The organism is Caulobacter sp. SLTY, from assembly GCF_009905535.1.
GTDB lineage: Bacteria > Pseudomonadota > Alphaproteobacteria > Caulobacterales > Caulobacteraceae > Caulobacter.
On sequence record NZ_JAAALA010000014.1, the window covers coordinates 20,944 to 34,059 of the forward strand.

14 protein-coding genes are annotated in these 13,116 nt (G+C 68.0%); 9 read left to right on the forward strand and 5 right to left on the reverse strand.

Translation table 11 applies throughout. From position 1 onward, the window contains the following. Positions 1-113 precede the first annotated feature (113 nt). Both GVN21_RS09775 and GVN21_RS09780 read right to left on the reverse strand, forming a co-directional pair. Positions 114-836, reverse strand: coding sequence for an RluA family pseudouridine synthase (locus GVN21_RS09775; protein WP_346764241.1), 723 nt, complete (start codon positions 834-836; stop codon positions 114-116). Then, on the reverse strand, positions 833-2,134 hold the full coding sequence (locus GVN21_RS09780; RefSeq protein ID WP_166574548.1) for a replication-associated recombination protein A: 1,302 nt from the start codon (positions 2,132-2,134) through the stop codon (positions 833-835). The genes GVN21_RS09775 and GVN21_RS09780 overlap by 4 nt, the downstream gene beginning before the upstream one ends. Positions 2,135-2,273: 139 nt before the next feature. On the opposite strand from GVN21_RS09780, the gene GVN21_RS09785 reads away from it, so the two are divergent. After that, on the forward strand, positions 2,274-3,164 hold the full coding sequence (locus GVN21_RS09785; RefSeq protein ID WP_166574549.1) for a sulfotransferase domain-containing protein: 891 nt from the start codon (positions 2,274-2,276) through the stop codon (positions 3,162-3,164). 64 nt (positions 3,165-3,228) lie between these two features. On the opposite strand, the gene GVN21_RS09790 is transcribed toward GVN21_RS09785, so the two are convergent. Both GVN21_RS09790 and GVN21_RS09795 read right to left on the reverse strand, forming a co-directional pair. Next, complete coding sequence (locus GVN21_RS09790) at positions 3,229-5,358, reverse strand: sodium-translocating pyrophosphatase (protein WP_166574550.1); 2,130 nt, start codon at positions 5,356-5,358, stop codon at positions 3,229-3,231. A gap of 168 nt (positions 5,359-5,526) precedes the next feature. Then, positions 5,527-5,964 carry a hypothetical protein gene (locus tag GVN21_RS09795; RefSeq protein ID WP_166574551.1) on the reverse strand — a complete coding sequence of 146 codons (438 nt, stop codon included), beginning with the start codon at positions 5,962-5,964 and terminating at the stop codon, positions 5,527-5,529. A 94-nt stretch (positions 5,965-6,058) separates the two neighbouring features. Between GVN21_RS09795 and GVN21_RS09800 the strand changes: the two genes are divergently transcribed. Beyond that, positions 6,059-7,279 (forward strand): multidrug effflux MFS transporter, encoded by a 1,221-nt coding sequence (locus GVN21_RS09800; RefSeq protein WP_166574552.1) that lies wholly within the window; start codon positions 6,059-6,061, stop codon positions 7,277-7,279. Here the strand turns inward: GVN21_RS09800 and GVN21_RS09805 are convergent. Further along, positions 7,257-7,622 carry a DUF423 domain-containing protein gene (locus tag GVN21_RS09805; protein ID WP_166574553.1) on the reverse strand — a complete coding sequence of 122 codons (366 nt, stop codon included), beginning with the start codon at positions 7,620-7,622 and terminating at the stop codon, positions 7,257-7,259. The genes GVN21_RS09800 and GVN21_RS09805 overlap by 23 nt on opposite strands. A gap of 112 nt (positions 7,623-7,734) precedes the next feature. Between GVN21_RS09805 and GVN21_RS09810 the strand changes: the two genes are divergently transcribed. From GVN21_RS09810 to GVN21_RS09840, 7 genes are all read left to right on the forward strand, one after another. After that, the gene (locus tag GVN21_RS09810; protein WP_166574554.1) at positions 7,735-8,844 is read left to right on the forward strand and encodes a hypothetical protein; all 1,110 of its coding nucleotides are present in this window, start codon (positions 7,735-7,737) and stop codon (positions 8,842-8,844) included. Then, complete coding sequence (locus tag GVN21_RS09815; RefSeq protein WP_166574555.1) at positions 8,841-9,854, forward strand: phosphotransferase family protein; 1,014 nt, start codon at positions 8,841-8,843, stop codon at positions 9,852-9,854. Before GVN21_RS09810 ends, GVN21_RS09815 begins: the two co-directional genes overlap by 4 nt. Continuing rightward, on the forward strand, positions 9,851-10,267 hold the full coding sequence (locus GVN21_RS09820; protein ID WP_166574556.1) for a hypothetical protein: 417 nt from the start codon (positions 9,851-9,853) through the stop codon (positions 10,265-10,267). Before GVN21_RS09815 ends, GVN21_RS09820 begins: the two co-directional genes overlap by 4 nt. 10 nt (positions 10,268-10,277) lie before the next feature. Continuing rightward, positions 10,278-11,315: a DUF1176 domain-containing protein gene (locus GVN21_RS09825; RefSeq protein ID WP_166574557.1), complete on the forward strand. Its 1,038-nt coding sequence runs from the start codon at positions 10,278-10,280 to the stop codon at positions 11,313-11,315. Beyond that, a complete protein-coding gene (locus tag GVN21_RS09830; RefSeq protein ID WP_166574558.1) occupies positions 11,312-11,557 on the forward strand; it encodes a DUF2164 domain-containing protein in 246 nt (81 codons plus the stop codon). Before GVN21_RS09825 ends, GVN21_RS09830 begins: the two co-directional genes overlap by 4 nt. A gap of 29 nt (positions 11,558-11,586) precedes the next feature. Next, positions 11,587-12,735, forward strand: coding sequence for an MFS transporter (locus GVN21_RS09835; protein ID WP_166574559.1), 1,149 nt, complete (start codon positions 11,587-11,589; stop codon positions 12,733-12,735). Between the two features lie 117 nt (positions 12,736-12,852). Then, the gene (locus GVN21_RS09840; protein ID WP_166574560.1) at positions 12,853-13,065 is read left to right on the forward strand and encodes a hypothetical protein; all 213 of its coding nucleotides are present in this window, start codon (positions 12,853-12,855) and stop codon (positions 13,063-13,065) included. Positions 13,066-13,116 lie beyond the last annotated feature (51 nt).

The window sequence follows — 13,116 nt, forward strand, 5'->3', positions numbered from 1 at the left end:
ACTCCCCCATTTCATGGGGGAGAGCGATAAGGTGTCGCTCTCCGCCCACGAGAGTGGGCGGAGGACGGTTCGGAGCGTGAGCGACGGACCAGGAGGCGGGCCCGCGCCGGCGGTCAGGGATTGACACCCAACGCCGCCGCCACCGCCCGCATGTCATCCGGCATCGGCGCCTCGATGGTCGTCGTCCCGCCGTCAGGGTGGGGGAAGCTCAGCCGCGCCGCATGCAGCATCAGGCGCGGGACCGCCACGCCGCCGACGCTGAGCGCCCCGCCATAGCGGGCGTCACCGGCGATGGGCCGGCCCATGCTGGCCAGGTGGACGCGCAGCTGGTGCATCCGGCCGGTCTGCGGGCTGCATTCGACCAGGGCGGCGGCCTCGCCCCGCGCCAGGGTGCGATAGCGGGTCAGGGCGTTCTCGGCGCCCGGCTCCTCGGCCTTGGCGATCCGCATGTAGCTTTCGCGGCCGATCTCCTCCCGGCGCAGGGGATGTTCGATGGTCCCGCCGGCCGGCTCCGGCGCGCCGGGTGTGACGATCGCCAGGTAGGTCTTGCGGAACCGCCGTCCCATCATCGCCTTGCCCAGGAACCCCGCCGCCGGCTTTGTTCGGGCTGTCAGGATGACGCCGGAGGTGTCCCGGTCCAGCCGGTGAATGAGGCGAGGGCGGTTGCCGCTCGACTTGGCGAAGGCGGCCAGCAGGTCGTCGAGCGTGTGCGCCTTGATCCGCCCGCCCTGACTCGACAGGCCGGAGGGCTTGTTGAGCGCGATGATCGCCGCGTCCTCGTGGATGACCAGGGATTTGACGAAGGCGATGTCCGTCTCGGTGAGGGGCGGGCTCACCCCTCGGAGTCCCGTATGGCCGTCCAGCGGTCCAGCCGCTCCTTGATCCGCGCCTCCGCGCCCTCGTCCTTGGGCCGGTAGAACCGCCGGCGCTCCATCCCGTCCGGGAAGTAGTTCTGGCCGCTGAACCCGCGCTCGGTGTCGGGGTCATAGGCGTAGCCCTTGCCGTAGCCGATGTCCTTCATCAGCTTGGTCGGGGCGTTGAGGATGTGGGCCGGGGGCGTCAGCGAGCCGGTGTCCCGCGCCGCCTTCCGCGCCTCGCCGAAGCCTTTGTAGACGGCGACCGACTTCGGCGCGGCGGCCAGGTGCACGGTCGCCTGGGCCAGGGCCAGCTCACCCTCCGGGCTGCCCAGGAAGTCGTAGGCGTCCTTGGCGGCGTTGGCGATCACCAGGGCCATGGGATCGGCCAGTCCGATGTCCTCGACCGCCATCCGCACCAGGCGCCGCGCCAGGAACAGCGGATTCTCGCCGCCCTCCAGCATCCGCGCCAGCCAGTAGAGGGCGGCGTCGGGGTCGGAACCGCGCACCGACTTATGCAGGGCGGAGATGAGGTTGTAGTGCTCCTCTCGGTCCTTGTCGTAGGCGGGGCTCCGCTTCTGCAGCACTTGGCTGAGGCCGGCGATGTCGAGCGGCTTGGGGAAGTCCAAGCCCAGCAAAGTGTCAGCAAGAGTCAGCAGGTATCGACCATCCCCGTCGGCCATGGCGACCAGGGCCTGGCGGGCGTTGTCATCGACCGGGAGGGGGCGGCCCTCCACCGCTTCGGCCTTGCTGAGCAGTTGGTTCTGCGCCTCCTCGTCGAGGCGGCGCAGGACGAACACCTGGCAGCGGGAGAGCAGGGCGCCGTTCAGTTCGAAGCTGGGGTTCTCGGTCGTCGCTCCGATCAGGGTGACGATCCCCTCCTCGACGAACGGCAGGAATCCATCCTGTTGCGCGCGGTTGAAGCGGTGGATCTCGTCGACGAACAACAGGGTCGACTGCCCGGCGGAACGCCGCATCCGCGCCTGTTCGAAAGCTTTCTTCAGGTCCGCGACGCCGGAAAACACCGCCGACAGCTGCTGGAATTCATACCCCGCCGCCTTGGCCAGCAGCCGCGCGATGGTGGTCTTGCCGGTGCCGGGAGGGCCCCAGAGGATCATCGAGGCCAGGCGATTGCCGTCCACCATCCGCCGGATCGCCCCGCCGGTTCCAAGCAGATGATCCTGGCCCACCACCTCATCGAGGCTCTGGGGGCGGAGGCGTTCGGGAAGCGGCGCGGGCGCGTGCGGCGTCAGGCCGGCGGCTTCGAAGAGATCGGACATGGCGAGTCTCTAGCAGACTTGGGCGTCAGGCGCCCCCGCAGCTGAAACCGATTGCGCCAGCGGCGGAGTTTCGCCATCAGCAACTCCGTGTGCGGCGGGCTTCGTTTGCCGGCGGTCGAATTCGACGAAGGGGTCCAGCGTGTTCGCCAACGTCTTCCTGGCCGGATGTCAGAAGGCCGGCAGCACCTCGTTGGCCGAGTACCTGTCGCGGCATCCCGACTGCCTGCTCTCCCACCGCAAGGAGAACGCCTTCTTCAGCAAGCTCGAGAAGCTGTCGGACCTGTCACGCTATGGCCGCCATTTTATACCGCTGCCCGGCCAGACCCCGAAGGTTCGAGTCGATGCGACGACCGCCTATATGCCGGACGTGCGTGTGCCTGGGCTGTTGCGCGGGGCTCTGGGGCCGGATCTGAAGTTCATCTTCATCCTGCGGGCGCCGGCCGCGCGCGCCTATTCCGGCTACATGCACCTCTACAAGCGGGGGCAGGATCGCCGCGACCCGGAGGCGGTGTTCGGCGCTCTTCGACCTGACCTGGCCTGGGCGGAGCAGGAGGAACTGGGCCGGCTGGCCAGGGCCATCAACGCCGGCGAGGTCTCGCCGCACCTCTACCGCAGCCGCTACGACAATGAGCTGTGGGCCTTCCAGTACCTGGCCAACACCGCCTATCGCCGGCATGTCGAGCGGTTCGAGGGGGTGTTCGGCGCCGAGCGGGTGCTGGTTCTGACCTTCGAGCAATCGCTGGCGGCGCCCGCGGAGCTGGCCGCGACGCTGGGCCGGTTTCTGGACCTCGACCCGTCCGGCTTCCCCGAAGGCCTGCCGCACCGCAACCCCACCCGGCTTCCGGTCAAGCCAACCCTGCGCAATCGTCTGGCCCGCATCGTCAAGGGGCGCCCGAATGTCGTCGATGTGCGGCCCCAGCCGGCGCTGGCCTCTCCGGAGATCGCTGCATCGCTGCGCGACCTGTTCGCGTCTGAGACGGACTACTGGTCCGATCGCCTGGGCCAGGACCTGCGCGCCCAGGGTTGGTGACGCCCGGCATAGAAAAAGGCCCCGGGTTTCCCCGGGGCCCTTCGCTTGGAACCGAACCGAAGCCTTAGTGCGCCAGGATGGCCAGCAGCAGCAGGGCGACGATGTTGGTGATCTTGATCATCGGGTTCACGGCGGGACCCGAGGTGTCCTTGTAGGGGTCGCCGACGGTGTCGCCGGTGACGGCGGCCTTGTGAGCCTCCGAACCCTTGGTGTGGAGCACCCCGTCCTTATCGGTGAAGCCCTCTTCGATGATCTTCTTGGCGTTGTCCCAGGCGCCGCCGCCGCTGGTCATCGAGATGGCGACGAACAGGCCGGTGACGATCACGCCCATCAGCATCGCTCCGAGGCCGGCGAAGGCGTTCTGGCGGGTGGTGATGGCGTCCAGGATGAAGAACAGCGCGACGGGCGACACGACCGGCAGCAGCGAGGGCACGATCATCTCGCGGATCGCGGCCTTGGTCAGGATGTCGACGGCGCGGCCGTACTCGGGCTTCACCTCGCCGGTCATGATGCCGGGGTTTTCCCGGAACTGACGGCGGACCTCATGCACCACCGCTTCGGCGGCGCGGCCCACGGCTGTCATCGACATGCCGCCGAACAGGAAGGGCAGCAGCCCCCCGAACAGCAGGCCGACAACCACATAGGGGTTGGAGAGATCGAAGGCGACGCTGCCCAGGTCCGCGAAGAAAGTCCCCGGCGCGGCGTTGGCGGCGAAGAACTTCAGGTCCTCGGTGTAGGCGGCGAACAGCACCAGAGCGCCGAGACCGGCAGACCCGATGGCGTAGCCCTTGGTGACGGCCTTGGTGGTGTTGCCCACGGCGTCGAGGGCGTCGGTGGTGACGCGGACTTCCGGGGGAAGACCGGCCATCTCGGCGATGCCGCCGGCGTTGTCGGTGACCGGGCCGAAGGCGTCCAGAGCGACGATGAAGCCGGCCAGCGACAGCATGGTGGTCGTGGCGATGGCGATCCCGAACAGGCCGCCCAGGGTGTAGGTCACGATGATCCCGATGATGATCACCAGCGCCGGCAGGGCGGTGGACTCCAGGCTCATGGCCAGGCCCTGGATCACGTTGGTGCCGTGACCGGAAACCGAGGCTTGGGCGACCGAGCGGACCGGGCGGAAATTGGTGCCGGTGTAGTACTCGGTGATCATCACGATCAGGGCCGTGACGGCAAGACCGGCGAACCCGCAGTAGGTCAGGGCGTCGGCGGAGTAGGTCACGCCGCCGGCGGTGATCGGCGCCGGGACCAGCTGGTGGACGACCCACCAGACGGCCGGCAGCGACAGCACGCCGGTGACGATCAGGCCCTGGTACAGGGCGCCCATGATGTTCTGCTTCTTGCCCAGGCGGACGAAGAAGGTGCCGACGATGGAGGTGAAGATGCAGATGCCGCAGATGGCCAGCGGCAGCATCATCATGGCCACGGCGTCCGCGCCGGTGAAAAGGATGGAGGCCAGGACCATGGTTGCGACCGTGGTCACCGCATAGGTCTCGAACAGGTCGGCGGCCATGCCGGCGCAGTCGCCGACGTTGTCGCCCACGTTGTCCGCGATGGTCGCGGCGTTGCGGGGATCATCTTCCGGAATGCCGGCTTCGACCTTGCCCACCATGTCGCCGCCCACGTCGGCGCCCTTGGTGAAGATGCCGCCGCCCAGACGGGCGAAGATGGAGATCAGCGAGGCGCCAAGGCCCAGGCAGACCAGGCTGTCGATCACCACGCGGCCTTCGGCGGCCAGCACGTTGGTCAGCACATAGTAGTAGCCCGCAACGCCCAGCAGGGCGAGGCCGGCCACCAGCATGCCGGTGACGGCGCCGGAGGTGAAGGCGACGTTCAGGCCCTTGGCCAGGCTCTCGGAGGACGCCTGAGCGGTGCGCACGTTGGCGCGGACCGAAATCAGCATGCCGATGAAGCCGGCGGCGCCCGACAGCACCGCGCCGACCAGGAAGCCGACGGCCGGCAGCGCGCCGAGAACCAGGAACAGGCCAACCAGCACCACGGCGCCGATGATGCCGATCGTGGTGTACTGGCGGTTCAGATAGGCTTGCGCGCCTTCCTGGATGGCTGCGGCGATTTCCTGCATGCGGGCGTTGCCCGCCGATTTGCGCATCAGCGCCATGGTCTGGACGATGCCGTAGACGACGGCAATCACGCCCCCGCCGATGGCAAGCCAGAGGAATTGATCGGTACTCATTGTTGTTTCCAGATGCCCCTTGTTTCCTTGCGCGGGGGGCTTTGGCCCGCTTTACGGGCGGCTTCCAGTCCCCCTTCTCGATTGGGCGGCATGCGCCCATTGCGAAAAAGACCGGTCGTGTTTGCCAAATAGAAAGGGTGGGCGCAATGGCGCCGGTATTCGGGCCTGTCAGGCCGTCGGGCGCGGCAGGCCGGTGCGCTGCTTGGGGGTCTGGGAGCTGACCGTCACGCTGACGAAGTTCTTGGCCCCGGCGATGGCGCCGGCGTCGCGCAGCAGGCTGGCCTTGAGCCGGGCGACATCGAGCTCGACATAGCTCTTGGGGTTGGTGAATGGCGTGCGGTGCGCGGCCCGGACCAGGGCGTCGCGGAAATAGGGCTCCTTGGCCCGCAGCTTGGCCGCATCGGCCGAGGGCGACAGGTTCAGCCGCACCGAGGCGAACACGTAGTTAACCAGCCTGCCCTTGACCACGATGGGCAGGGCGACCGGCGACAGGTCGACGTACTGGCCTGACCCTTCCTTCTCCTTGCCCTTGGCAGGCGCGGACGCCTTGGCCGCGGAAGCGGCCAGAAGGGCGGGCGCGAGGGCGAAGAGGCTGCGGCGATCCATGACAGCTTTCTGCGCCGGCCACGGTTAAGGGGCGGTTTCGAGGGGCGCAAAGGGGGTTGTCACGTCCGGACCCACGGCGCATGTCACCCCCGCCTTGACCGACCGAAACGAAACCCTGCCGCCGCCGGCTCCGACTCCCTGGGGCCTTGTCATCCTGCTCGGCGCCATGACGGCCTTCGCGCCGATGTCGATCGACATGTACCTGCCGGCCCAGGTGGCCATCGCGGAGTCGCTGGGCGCCAGCCAGGCGCAGGTCGAGCTGACCCTGTCGACCTTCCTGGCCGGCATGGCCATCGGCCAGTTCTTCTACGGCAGCGCCTCGGACCGGTTCGGTCGGCGCGGACCCATCCTGGTCGGCTGCGCGGTCTATGTGGTGGCCTCGGTAATCTGCGCCCTGGCCAGTGACGTGAACGCCTTGATCGGCGCTCGCTTCCTGCAGGCATTGGGCGGCTGCGCGGGCGGGGTGATCGCCCGGGCCATCGTGCGCGATAACTTCGACCATCGCGACACCGCCCGGATCCTGTCCCTGCTGATGCTGGTGATGGGTCTGGCGCCCATCTTGGCGCCGGCGGCCGGCAGCCTGGTGCTGATGGTCGCCGATTGGCGGGCCATCTTCTGGTGCCTGGCGGCGTTTGGGGTGGCGGTGGCCCTGGCGGTGGCCTTCCGCCTGCGCGAGTCGCGCTCGGCCGAGACAGCGGCTCAGGCGGCGTCGGAAAACCCGTTCCAGGCCTATGCGGCCCTGCTCGTCCAGCCCAGGCTGATCGGCTACCTGCTGGCCGGGGCGCTGAACGGGGCGGTGTTGTTCACCTACATCTCGGCCTCGCCGGGGCTGATCATGGGGATCTATGGATTCGAGCCGACGCCCTACGCGGTGATCTTCGGGCTCAACGCCTTCGGGGTGATCGGCGCCAACCAGGTCAACCGCATGCTGCTGCGTCGCCACAGCCCAGACGCGGTGCTGAAGACGGCCAGCCTGGTCGCCATCGGTTTCGGCGTGCTGCTGGCCCTGGCCGCGGTCAGCGGTCTCGGCGGCCCCTGGCTGCTGCTGCCCCTGCTGTTCGTCACCCTGGCCACCTATGCCCTGATGCAGGGCAACACCACCGCCGGCGCTCTCAGCTGCGACCCGCGCCGGGCCGGCTCGATCTCCGCGCTCAGCGGCGGCCTGTCGTTCGGCGCCGGGGCCCTGGCCAGCGCCGCGGCGGGGACCATCCACAACGGCACCCCGATCCCGATGGCGGTGGTCATGCTGCTCTGCCTGCTTGGATCCGGAGCCGCCCTCCGGTTCCTGGCGCTCAGGCCCGACGCAGCGCGCTGATCGCCAGCAACAGCCAGCCGCTCATCATTGCCAGCCCGCCGACCGGTGTGACGGCGCCCAACCAGCGCGGTCCCCCAAACGCCATGGTGATGAGCGAGCCGCTGAACAACAGAATGCCGACCAGGAATGCGGCCCGGGTCCCGGTGATCACTTTCAGACCGCCCCTCGCAAGCGCCGAAACCGCCAGAACCGCCAGGGCGTGAACACCAGCGTATTGCCCAGCGGTCTTCAGCCACTCGACCGCCTTGGGGTCACTGATCCCGTGGGCGGCGAAGGCGCCGAAGCCCACGGCCGCCAGTCCGGCCAGCGCCGCCAGGGCCACGTCAATGTTCGTGTTTTTCATTACGCTCTTGCCCCACGGTCACCGTTGAATTCGCCTGCCGTACGCGTAACCTGAACAGCGATCACGCACGAGGGCCCGTCAGAGGCTCCCGCGTTCGAGGGAGGACTACCGCATGGCGCTGACCCGTGGCGACGACTATCCGATTCACCAGACGCCGGAGCCGATCGCCTATGGCGGCACCGACCGGAACTTCTACGACCGCTACTTCTTCAACGGCTATCACCCGACCGAGGGCGAGGACTTCTTCGCCGCGGCCTTCGGGGTCTATCCGCACCTGAACGTCACCGACGGCGCATTCGTGGTGGTTCGCAATGGCGTCGAGACCGCCCTGCATGTCAGCGGCCAGCTTGGCGACCGGATGGACATGGCCTGCGGTCCGCTGCGGATCGTCGTGGTCGAGCCGCTCCATAAGCTGAAGATCCTCGTCGACTCCCCCGAGCATGGCCTGAAGGCCGAGGTCGAGTTCGAGAGCCGCTCGGCCCCCATCGAAGAGCCGCGCTTCATCCGCCGCAACGGCACCCGCGCCTTCATGGACTACACCCGCCTGACCCAGAACGGCCGCTACACCGGCTGGATCGAGCTGGACGGCGAGCGGCGCAGCGTCGACGGCTTCGTCGGCACCCGCGACCGCAGCTGGGGCATCCGCCCGGTTGGCGCCCGCGACAGCCAGGACATCATCCCGGCGCCCAAGCCGCAGTTCTATTGGCTGTGGTCGCCCAGTAGCTTCGAAAACGGCTCGTTCTTCTTCCATTCCAATGAAGACGCTCTGGGCCGCCCGTGGAACACCCGCGCCGTCTGGGTCCCGGACCAGGCGGACGAAGAGGGCTTCGACCACCTCAACGGCCAGGCCAAGGTGAACTGGAAGTCCGGCACCCGCCACGCTGTCGACGCGGTGGTGGAACTGACCGACGACTGGGGCAAGCCGGCCGGCAAGGTCGAGTTCAAGCCGCTCTATAACTTCCAGATGATGGGCTTGGGCTACACCCATCCCAAATGGAGCCACGGCCTGTTGCACGGCCCGCTGGCCGTCGAGCGCGAGGACATCGTCCTGGCCGAGGCCGACCCGAAGATGCCCTTCAACCTGCACGTCCAGGCGCTGAGCGAGGTGATCTACACCGACGCCGATGGCACGGTGCGCAAGGGCAGGGGGGTGCTCGAGCAGCTGGTCATGGGCCCGCACCAGCCTTCCGGCTTCAGCGACATCCTGGACATGGCCAAATGAGCCTGCAGGACCAACTGGAAGCCTACCTGACCCGCACCGGCGGTAAGCCGGCCAAGGTTCATGGCCTGTCCCGCATTCCCGGTGGGGCCAGCCGCGAGACCTACCGGTTCGACCTTGAGGTTGATGGCGGCACGCGGGGCATGATCCTGCGCCGTGACCCGACCGGCAGCCTGATCGACACCGACCGGCGGGTCGAATTCCTGGCCTTCCGCTCCTTCTTCGACAAGGGCCTGCCGGTGCCCGAGGCGTTGGCGCTGGAAGAGGAGGGGGCCGAGCTCGAACGGCCCTTCTTCATCATGGGTCGCATCGACGGCGGCAAGGCCCAGAGCCCCTTCACCATGCCGCCCTATGGCGAGCATGCCGCCGAAATCGGTCGGCAGTTCTTCACTCACCTGGGGACGATCGCCGCCGCCGATCCCGCCACCCTGCCGATCAGCGAAGCGGCCGTGACCCCGGCTCTCGACGGCTGCTGGTCTAAGGAACTCGACTACTGGGAGGGGGTCGTCAACGAGGACGAGGAACACCCCCAGATGATCATCCGGGCGGCTATCCGCCGCCTGCGCCGCAACCCGCCGCCGCCGGCCCAGAAGCTCAGCGTCGTCCATGGCGACTACCGGACGGGCAACTTCCTGCACGATGGAGCGGGCAAGATCGTCGCCCTGCTCGACTGGGAGATGGCCCATATCGGCGATCCCCTGGAGGACCTCGGCTGGGCCATCGAGCCGCTGTGGTCCTACAAGGAGACCCATCGCGTCTCCGGCATGGTCCCTCGCGAGGAAGCCATCGCCCTGTGGGAAGCAGCCAGTGGGTTGAAGGTCGATCCCGCTGCCTTCGCCTGGTGGGAACTGTTCGCCTCGGTGAAGGGGGCCGCTATCTGGGTGTCCTCGGCCAAGGAATACCGGGCTGGCGGCTTCAAGGACCCGGTGCTGGGCCTGTCCGGCTGGTACACCGCCCGCCGCCAGGACGAGATCCTGGCCAATGTCCTCGCCAAGCTGGAGGGCCTGGCATGACCCCGACCGCGTCCGAACTGCTGCTCGGCAATTTCCTGTCGATGATGGAGCCGCCGCCGCCCGAGGCGTTGGGCGATTTCATGCAGGGCAAGGTGGCCGTCACCGGCATGATCTCCCTGCTTTGCGCCCAGGAGGCCGAACGCGGCGCCGAAGCCCGGCTGTGGGAGAACGGGGCCATCCGCGACCTGCTCAGCCAGGGCGGCGCCGCCATTCCGGCAGAGGCGGACGTCGATCGCGACTTCTCCATCGCCGGCCTCGACCGCACCAACGCCACCCTGCGCCGGGCGCTCATCGACCTGCACATCGCCGTCGAAAACGCTGGCGACACCGCCCTCGATCACGCCATCCTGCGCTTCTATGTGAAAAGCGCGGACATGCGGCGGCTCGACCTGCCGCCCCTGCCCGCCAACTGACGGAGGGCGCATGCGCGGGGTTCTGGTTCTGGCCGGCTTGCTGGCCGCGTGGTTCGCCGCGCCGTCGCAGGCCCAGGACAACCGCACTTTCGGCGAATGGATGGTGGTCTGCGACAACCTGAAGACCTGCTCGGCCTTCGGCTTCTCGGAGTCCGCGAGCGAGTCCTGGATCAAGGTGTCGCGAGATGCCGGGCCAGGCGCGGCGCCCCGGGTCAGCCTGGGCCTGAACTTCTTCGAGGAGCCTCCCGCAGGCGGTGTCTGGAGCGTCCATGCCGACGGGCGTTCCCTCCTCGTCATCGACCCCGATGAGGACGAGGGCCGCTGGACCAGGACACTGGACGCCAAGGACTCCGCCGTCCTGATCGATGTCATTCGTGACGCCCGCACGCTCAGTATCCAGGGGCCTAGCGGGATCAAGTCCGACATCTCATTGACCGGCAGTTCCGCCTCGCTCCGCTACATCGATGCCCAGCAGGACCGGGCGGGCCTGGCCGACGCCCTGGTGGCCCGCGGCGCCGGCCAGCCATCGGCCGCGCCCGCTGCCCCGCCACTTCCCATCGTCGAGGTCCCGCCGGCGGCGAAGGGCGGCGCCAAGAGTAAGCCGCCGGTCTTCATCCGCGAGATCGCCAAGCACGAGGATTGCGACAGCCTGGGCGATCCCAATGACTTTCCGGCGATCTGGGCGCGGCTGGGCCCCGACCTGCAGCTGTGGGGCGCCATTTGCAGCAGCGGGGCCTACAACTTCAGCTACAAGTTCTTCACCGCCGACAACGCCGGCCGCAAGGTGGCGGAACTCATCTTCCCCTACGCCGACGGCTACGGCGAGGAGACCGGCTACGTTACCAACCCCGACTTCGACCCAAGCACCCTGACCCTCAGCGCGTTCGAGAAGGGCAGGGGCCTCGGCGACTGCGGCTCGATGATCCGCTGGGCCTGGAACGGCCAGGCCTTCGTCCTGGTCGAGCAATCGGTGATGAGCGACTGCCGGGGCGTATCTTCCGACGACTGGCCGACCCTGTACCGCGCCGAAGTGCGGCAGGTCCGATGACCATCAAGCTCGACCGCCAGACCCAGGACAGCCTGGTCCGCCTGCAGCGCGACCACCTCAAGGCTGAATACGAGTTCGAGATCGGCCAGTTCGAGACACTCGATCTGCTCGACTATCTCGCCGAGACCCTGGGTCCGATCTACTACAATCAGGCCCTCTATGACGCCCAGGCCGTGCTGCGGAAACGGGGTGACGACCTCATCGAGGCCGTGCAGGCCATCGAGCAGCCGGTGAAGCTATAACCGGCGGCGGACTCGCGCTAACTGCCCCCATGCCCACCCAGCTGCGCCTTGGCCTTTACTATGCGGCCATCTTCATCGGCACCGGGGCCAGCCTGCCCTACATGCCCGTGTGGTTCCGCAGCCAAGGCCTGAGCGGGGCGGAAATCGGCATCATTCTCGCCGCTCCGATGCTGGCCCGCATTGTGGTCTCACCACTGGCCGCCGTCTGGGGCGACGGGTTCCGGCTGCGTCGCACGCCGCTGATCCTGTTCGGGGCGGTGGCCGCCCTGGCCTATGCCTCCATCGCCCTGGTCGAGGGCTTCGCCGCCTGGCTGGTCGCCTGGACCATCGCCTCCTGCATGCTGGGCACCCTGCCGCCGCTCGGCGATGTCATCAGCCTGCGGTTGGCCCGGCGGGAGGGGTTTTCCTACCCCTTCGCCCGGGGCATCGGCTCGGTAGCCTTCGTGGTCGGCAACCTGGCGGTCGGCGCTCTGCTGACGCTGGCTGCCCCCGACCTGGTGCTTTTCTGGACGATCACCGCCGCTCTGGCCGCCGCCCTGGCCGCTCGCTTCATGCTGCCGCCCGAGCCGGTGCACGAGGGCGGCGAACCTCCGCCCCGGTCGGCCCGCTGGCGTGGGCTTTCGGACCTGATCCACAACCGGGGCTTCATCATAGCGGTGGTCGGCAGCGGTGTGATCCAGGCGACTCACGGCTTCTACTACGGCTTCTCGGCCCTCCTCTGGCGCAAGCAGGGGATCGGCGAGGCCTGGATCGGGGCGCTCTGGGCGATCGGCGTGGTGCTGGAGGTCGCCTTCATGTGGTTCGGCGATCCGTGGCGCCGGCGGGTGCGGCCGGAAATGATGGTGGCGATCGGGGGGCTGGCGGCGCTGATCCGCTGGACGGCGATGGCCTTCTCCCCGCCGCTCTGGCTGCTGTTCCCACTGCAGGGCCTACATTCCCTCAGCTTTACCGCCACCTTCCTTGGGTCATTGGCGCTGATCGAGCGCTACGCCCCGCCGCACGCGGCCTCCGCCGCCCAGACGGTCAGCTCCGCGTGCGCCGGCGGATTGTTCATCGGCCTTGCGACCCTGGCGTCGGGCCCCCTGTTCGACGCATTCGGTCCGCATGGCTACCTCGGGATGACGGCTATGACCCTCACGGGGCTGGCGGCCATCGGCCTGCTCATTCGCAAGCCCTAGCGGTTCATCGCCGCAGCCGGCCGGTCAAACCTGTCCGAAAGTTCACGTTTGGACATATTGCCAGCTTGCGGAACCCGGCGGATAACCGGGTTATCGGTTTCCGGGGAGGGACGCCCCATGCAAGCCATTGTCGAACTCGTCGCAGCCCTCGTCGTGTGGATGGCTGTCGCGACCCTCAATCACTTCGGGATTGAGGTCGGTGTGTCGCATCCCGAGCCCGAGCGGGTGATCCAGCGCGAATCAGCACCGTCTAAAAAGGCCATCGCCCAAGAGGGTCCGTGCCCGGATGAGGTGGCGCCACCGTCCGTCACAGCCGCCAGGACCGTCTGAATCGGCCACGCGGCTGTTTCCCCTTACGAAATCGTTGCAACCGACTTAACG

What these genes read in the sequence shown, in the direction of transcription:
- GVN21_RS09780 (WP_166574548.1), bottom strand. Translation starts at nt 2,134, where the DNA reads ATGTCCGATCTCTTCGAAGCCGCCGGCCTGACGCCGCACGCGCCCGCG.
- GVN21_RS09790 (WP_166574550.1), bottom strand. Translation starts at nt 5,358, where the DNA reads ATGAGTACCGATCAATTCCTCTGGCTTGCCATCGGCGGGGGCGTGATT.
- GVN21_RS09795 (WP_166574551.1), bottom strand. Translation starts at nt 5,964, where the DNA reads ATGGATCGCCGCAGCCTCTTCGCCCTCGCGCCCGCCCTTCTGGCCGCT.
- GVN21_RS09805 (WP_166574553.1), bottom strand. Translation starts at nt 7,622, where the DNA reads ATGAAAAACACGAACATTGACGTGGCCCTGGCGGCGCTGGCCGGACTG.
- GVN21_RS09810 (WP_166574554.1), top strand. Translation starts at nt 7,735, where the DNA reads ATGGCGCTGACCCGTGGCGACGACTATCCGATTCACCAGACGCCGGAG.
- GVN21_RS09815 (WP_166574555.1), top strand. Translation starts at nt 8,841, where the DNA reads ATGAGCCTGCAGGACCAACTGGAAGCCTACCTGACCCGCACCGGCGGT.
- GVN21_RS09820 (WP_166574556.1), top strand. Translation starts at nt 9,851, where the DNA reads ATGACCCCGACCGCGTCCGAACTGCTGCTCGGCAATTTCCTGTCGATG.
- GVN21_RS09825 (WP_166574557.1), top strand. Translation starts at nt 10,278, where the DNA reads ATGCGCGGGGTTCTGGTTCTGGCCGGCTTGCTGGCCGCGTGGTTCGCC.
- GVN21_RS09830 (WP_166574558.1), top strand. Translation starts at nt 11,312, where the DNA reads ATGACCATCAAGCTCGACCGCCAGACCCAGGACAGCCTGGTCCGCCTG.
- GVN21_RS09835 (WP_166574559.1), top strand. Translation starts at nt 11,587, where the DNA reads ATGCCCACCCAGCTGCGCCTTGGCCTTTACTATGCGGCCATCTTCATC.
- GVN21_RS09840 (WP_166574560.1), top strand. Translation starts at nt 12,853, where the DNA reads ATGCAAGCCATTGTCGAACTCGTCGCAGCCCTCGTCGTGTGGATGGCT.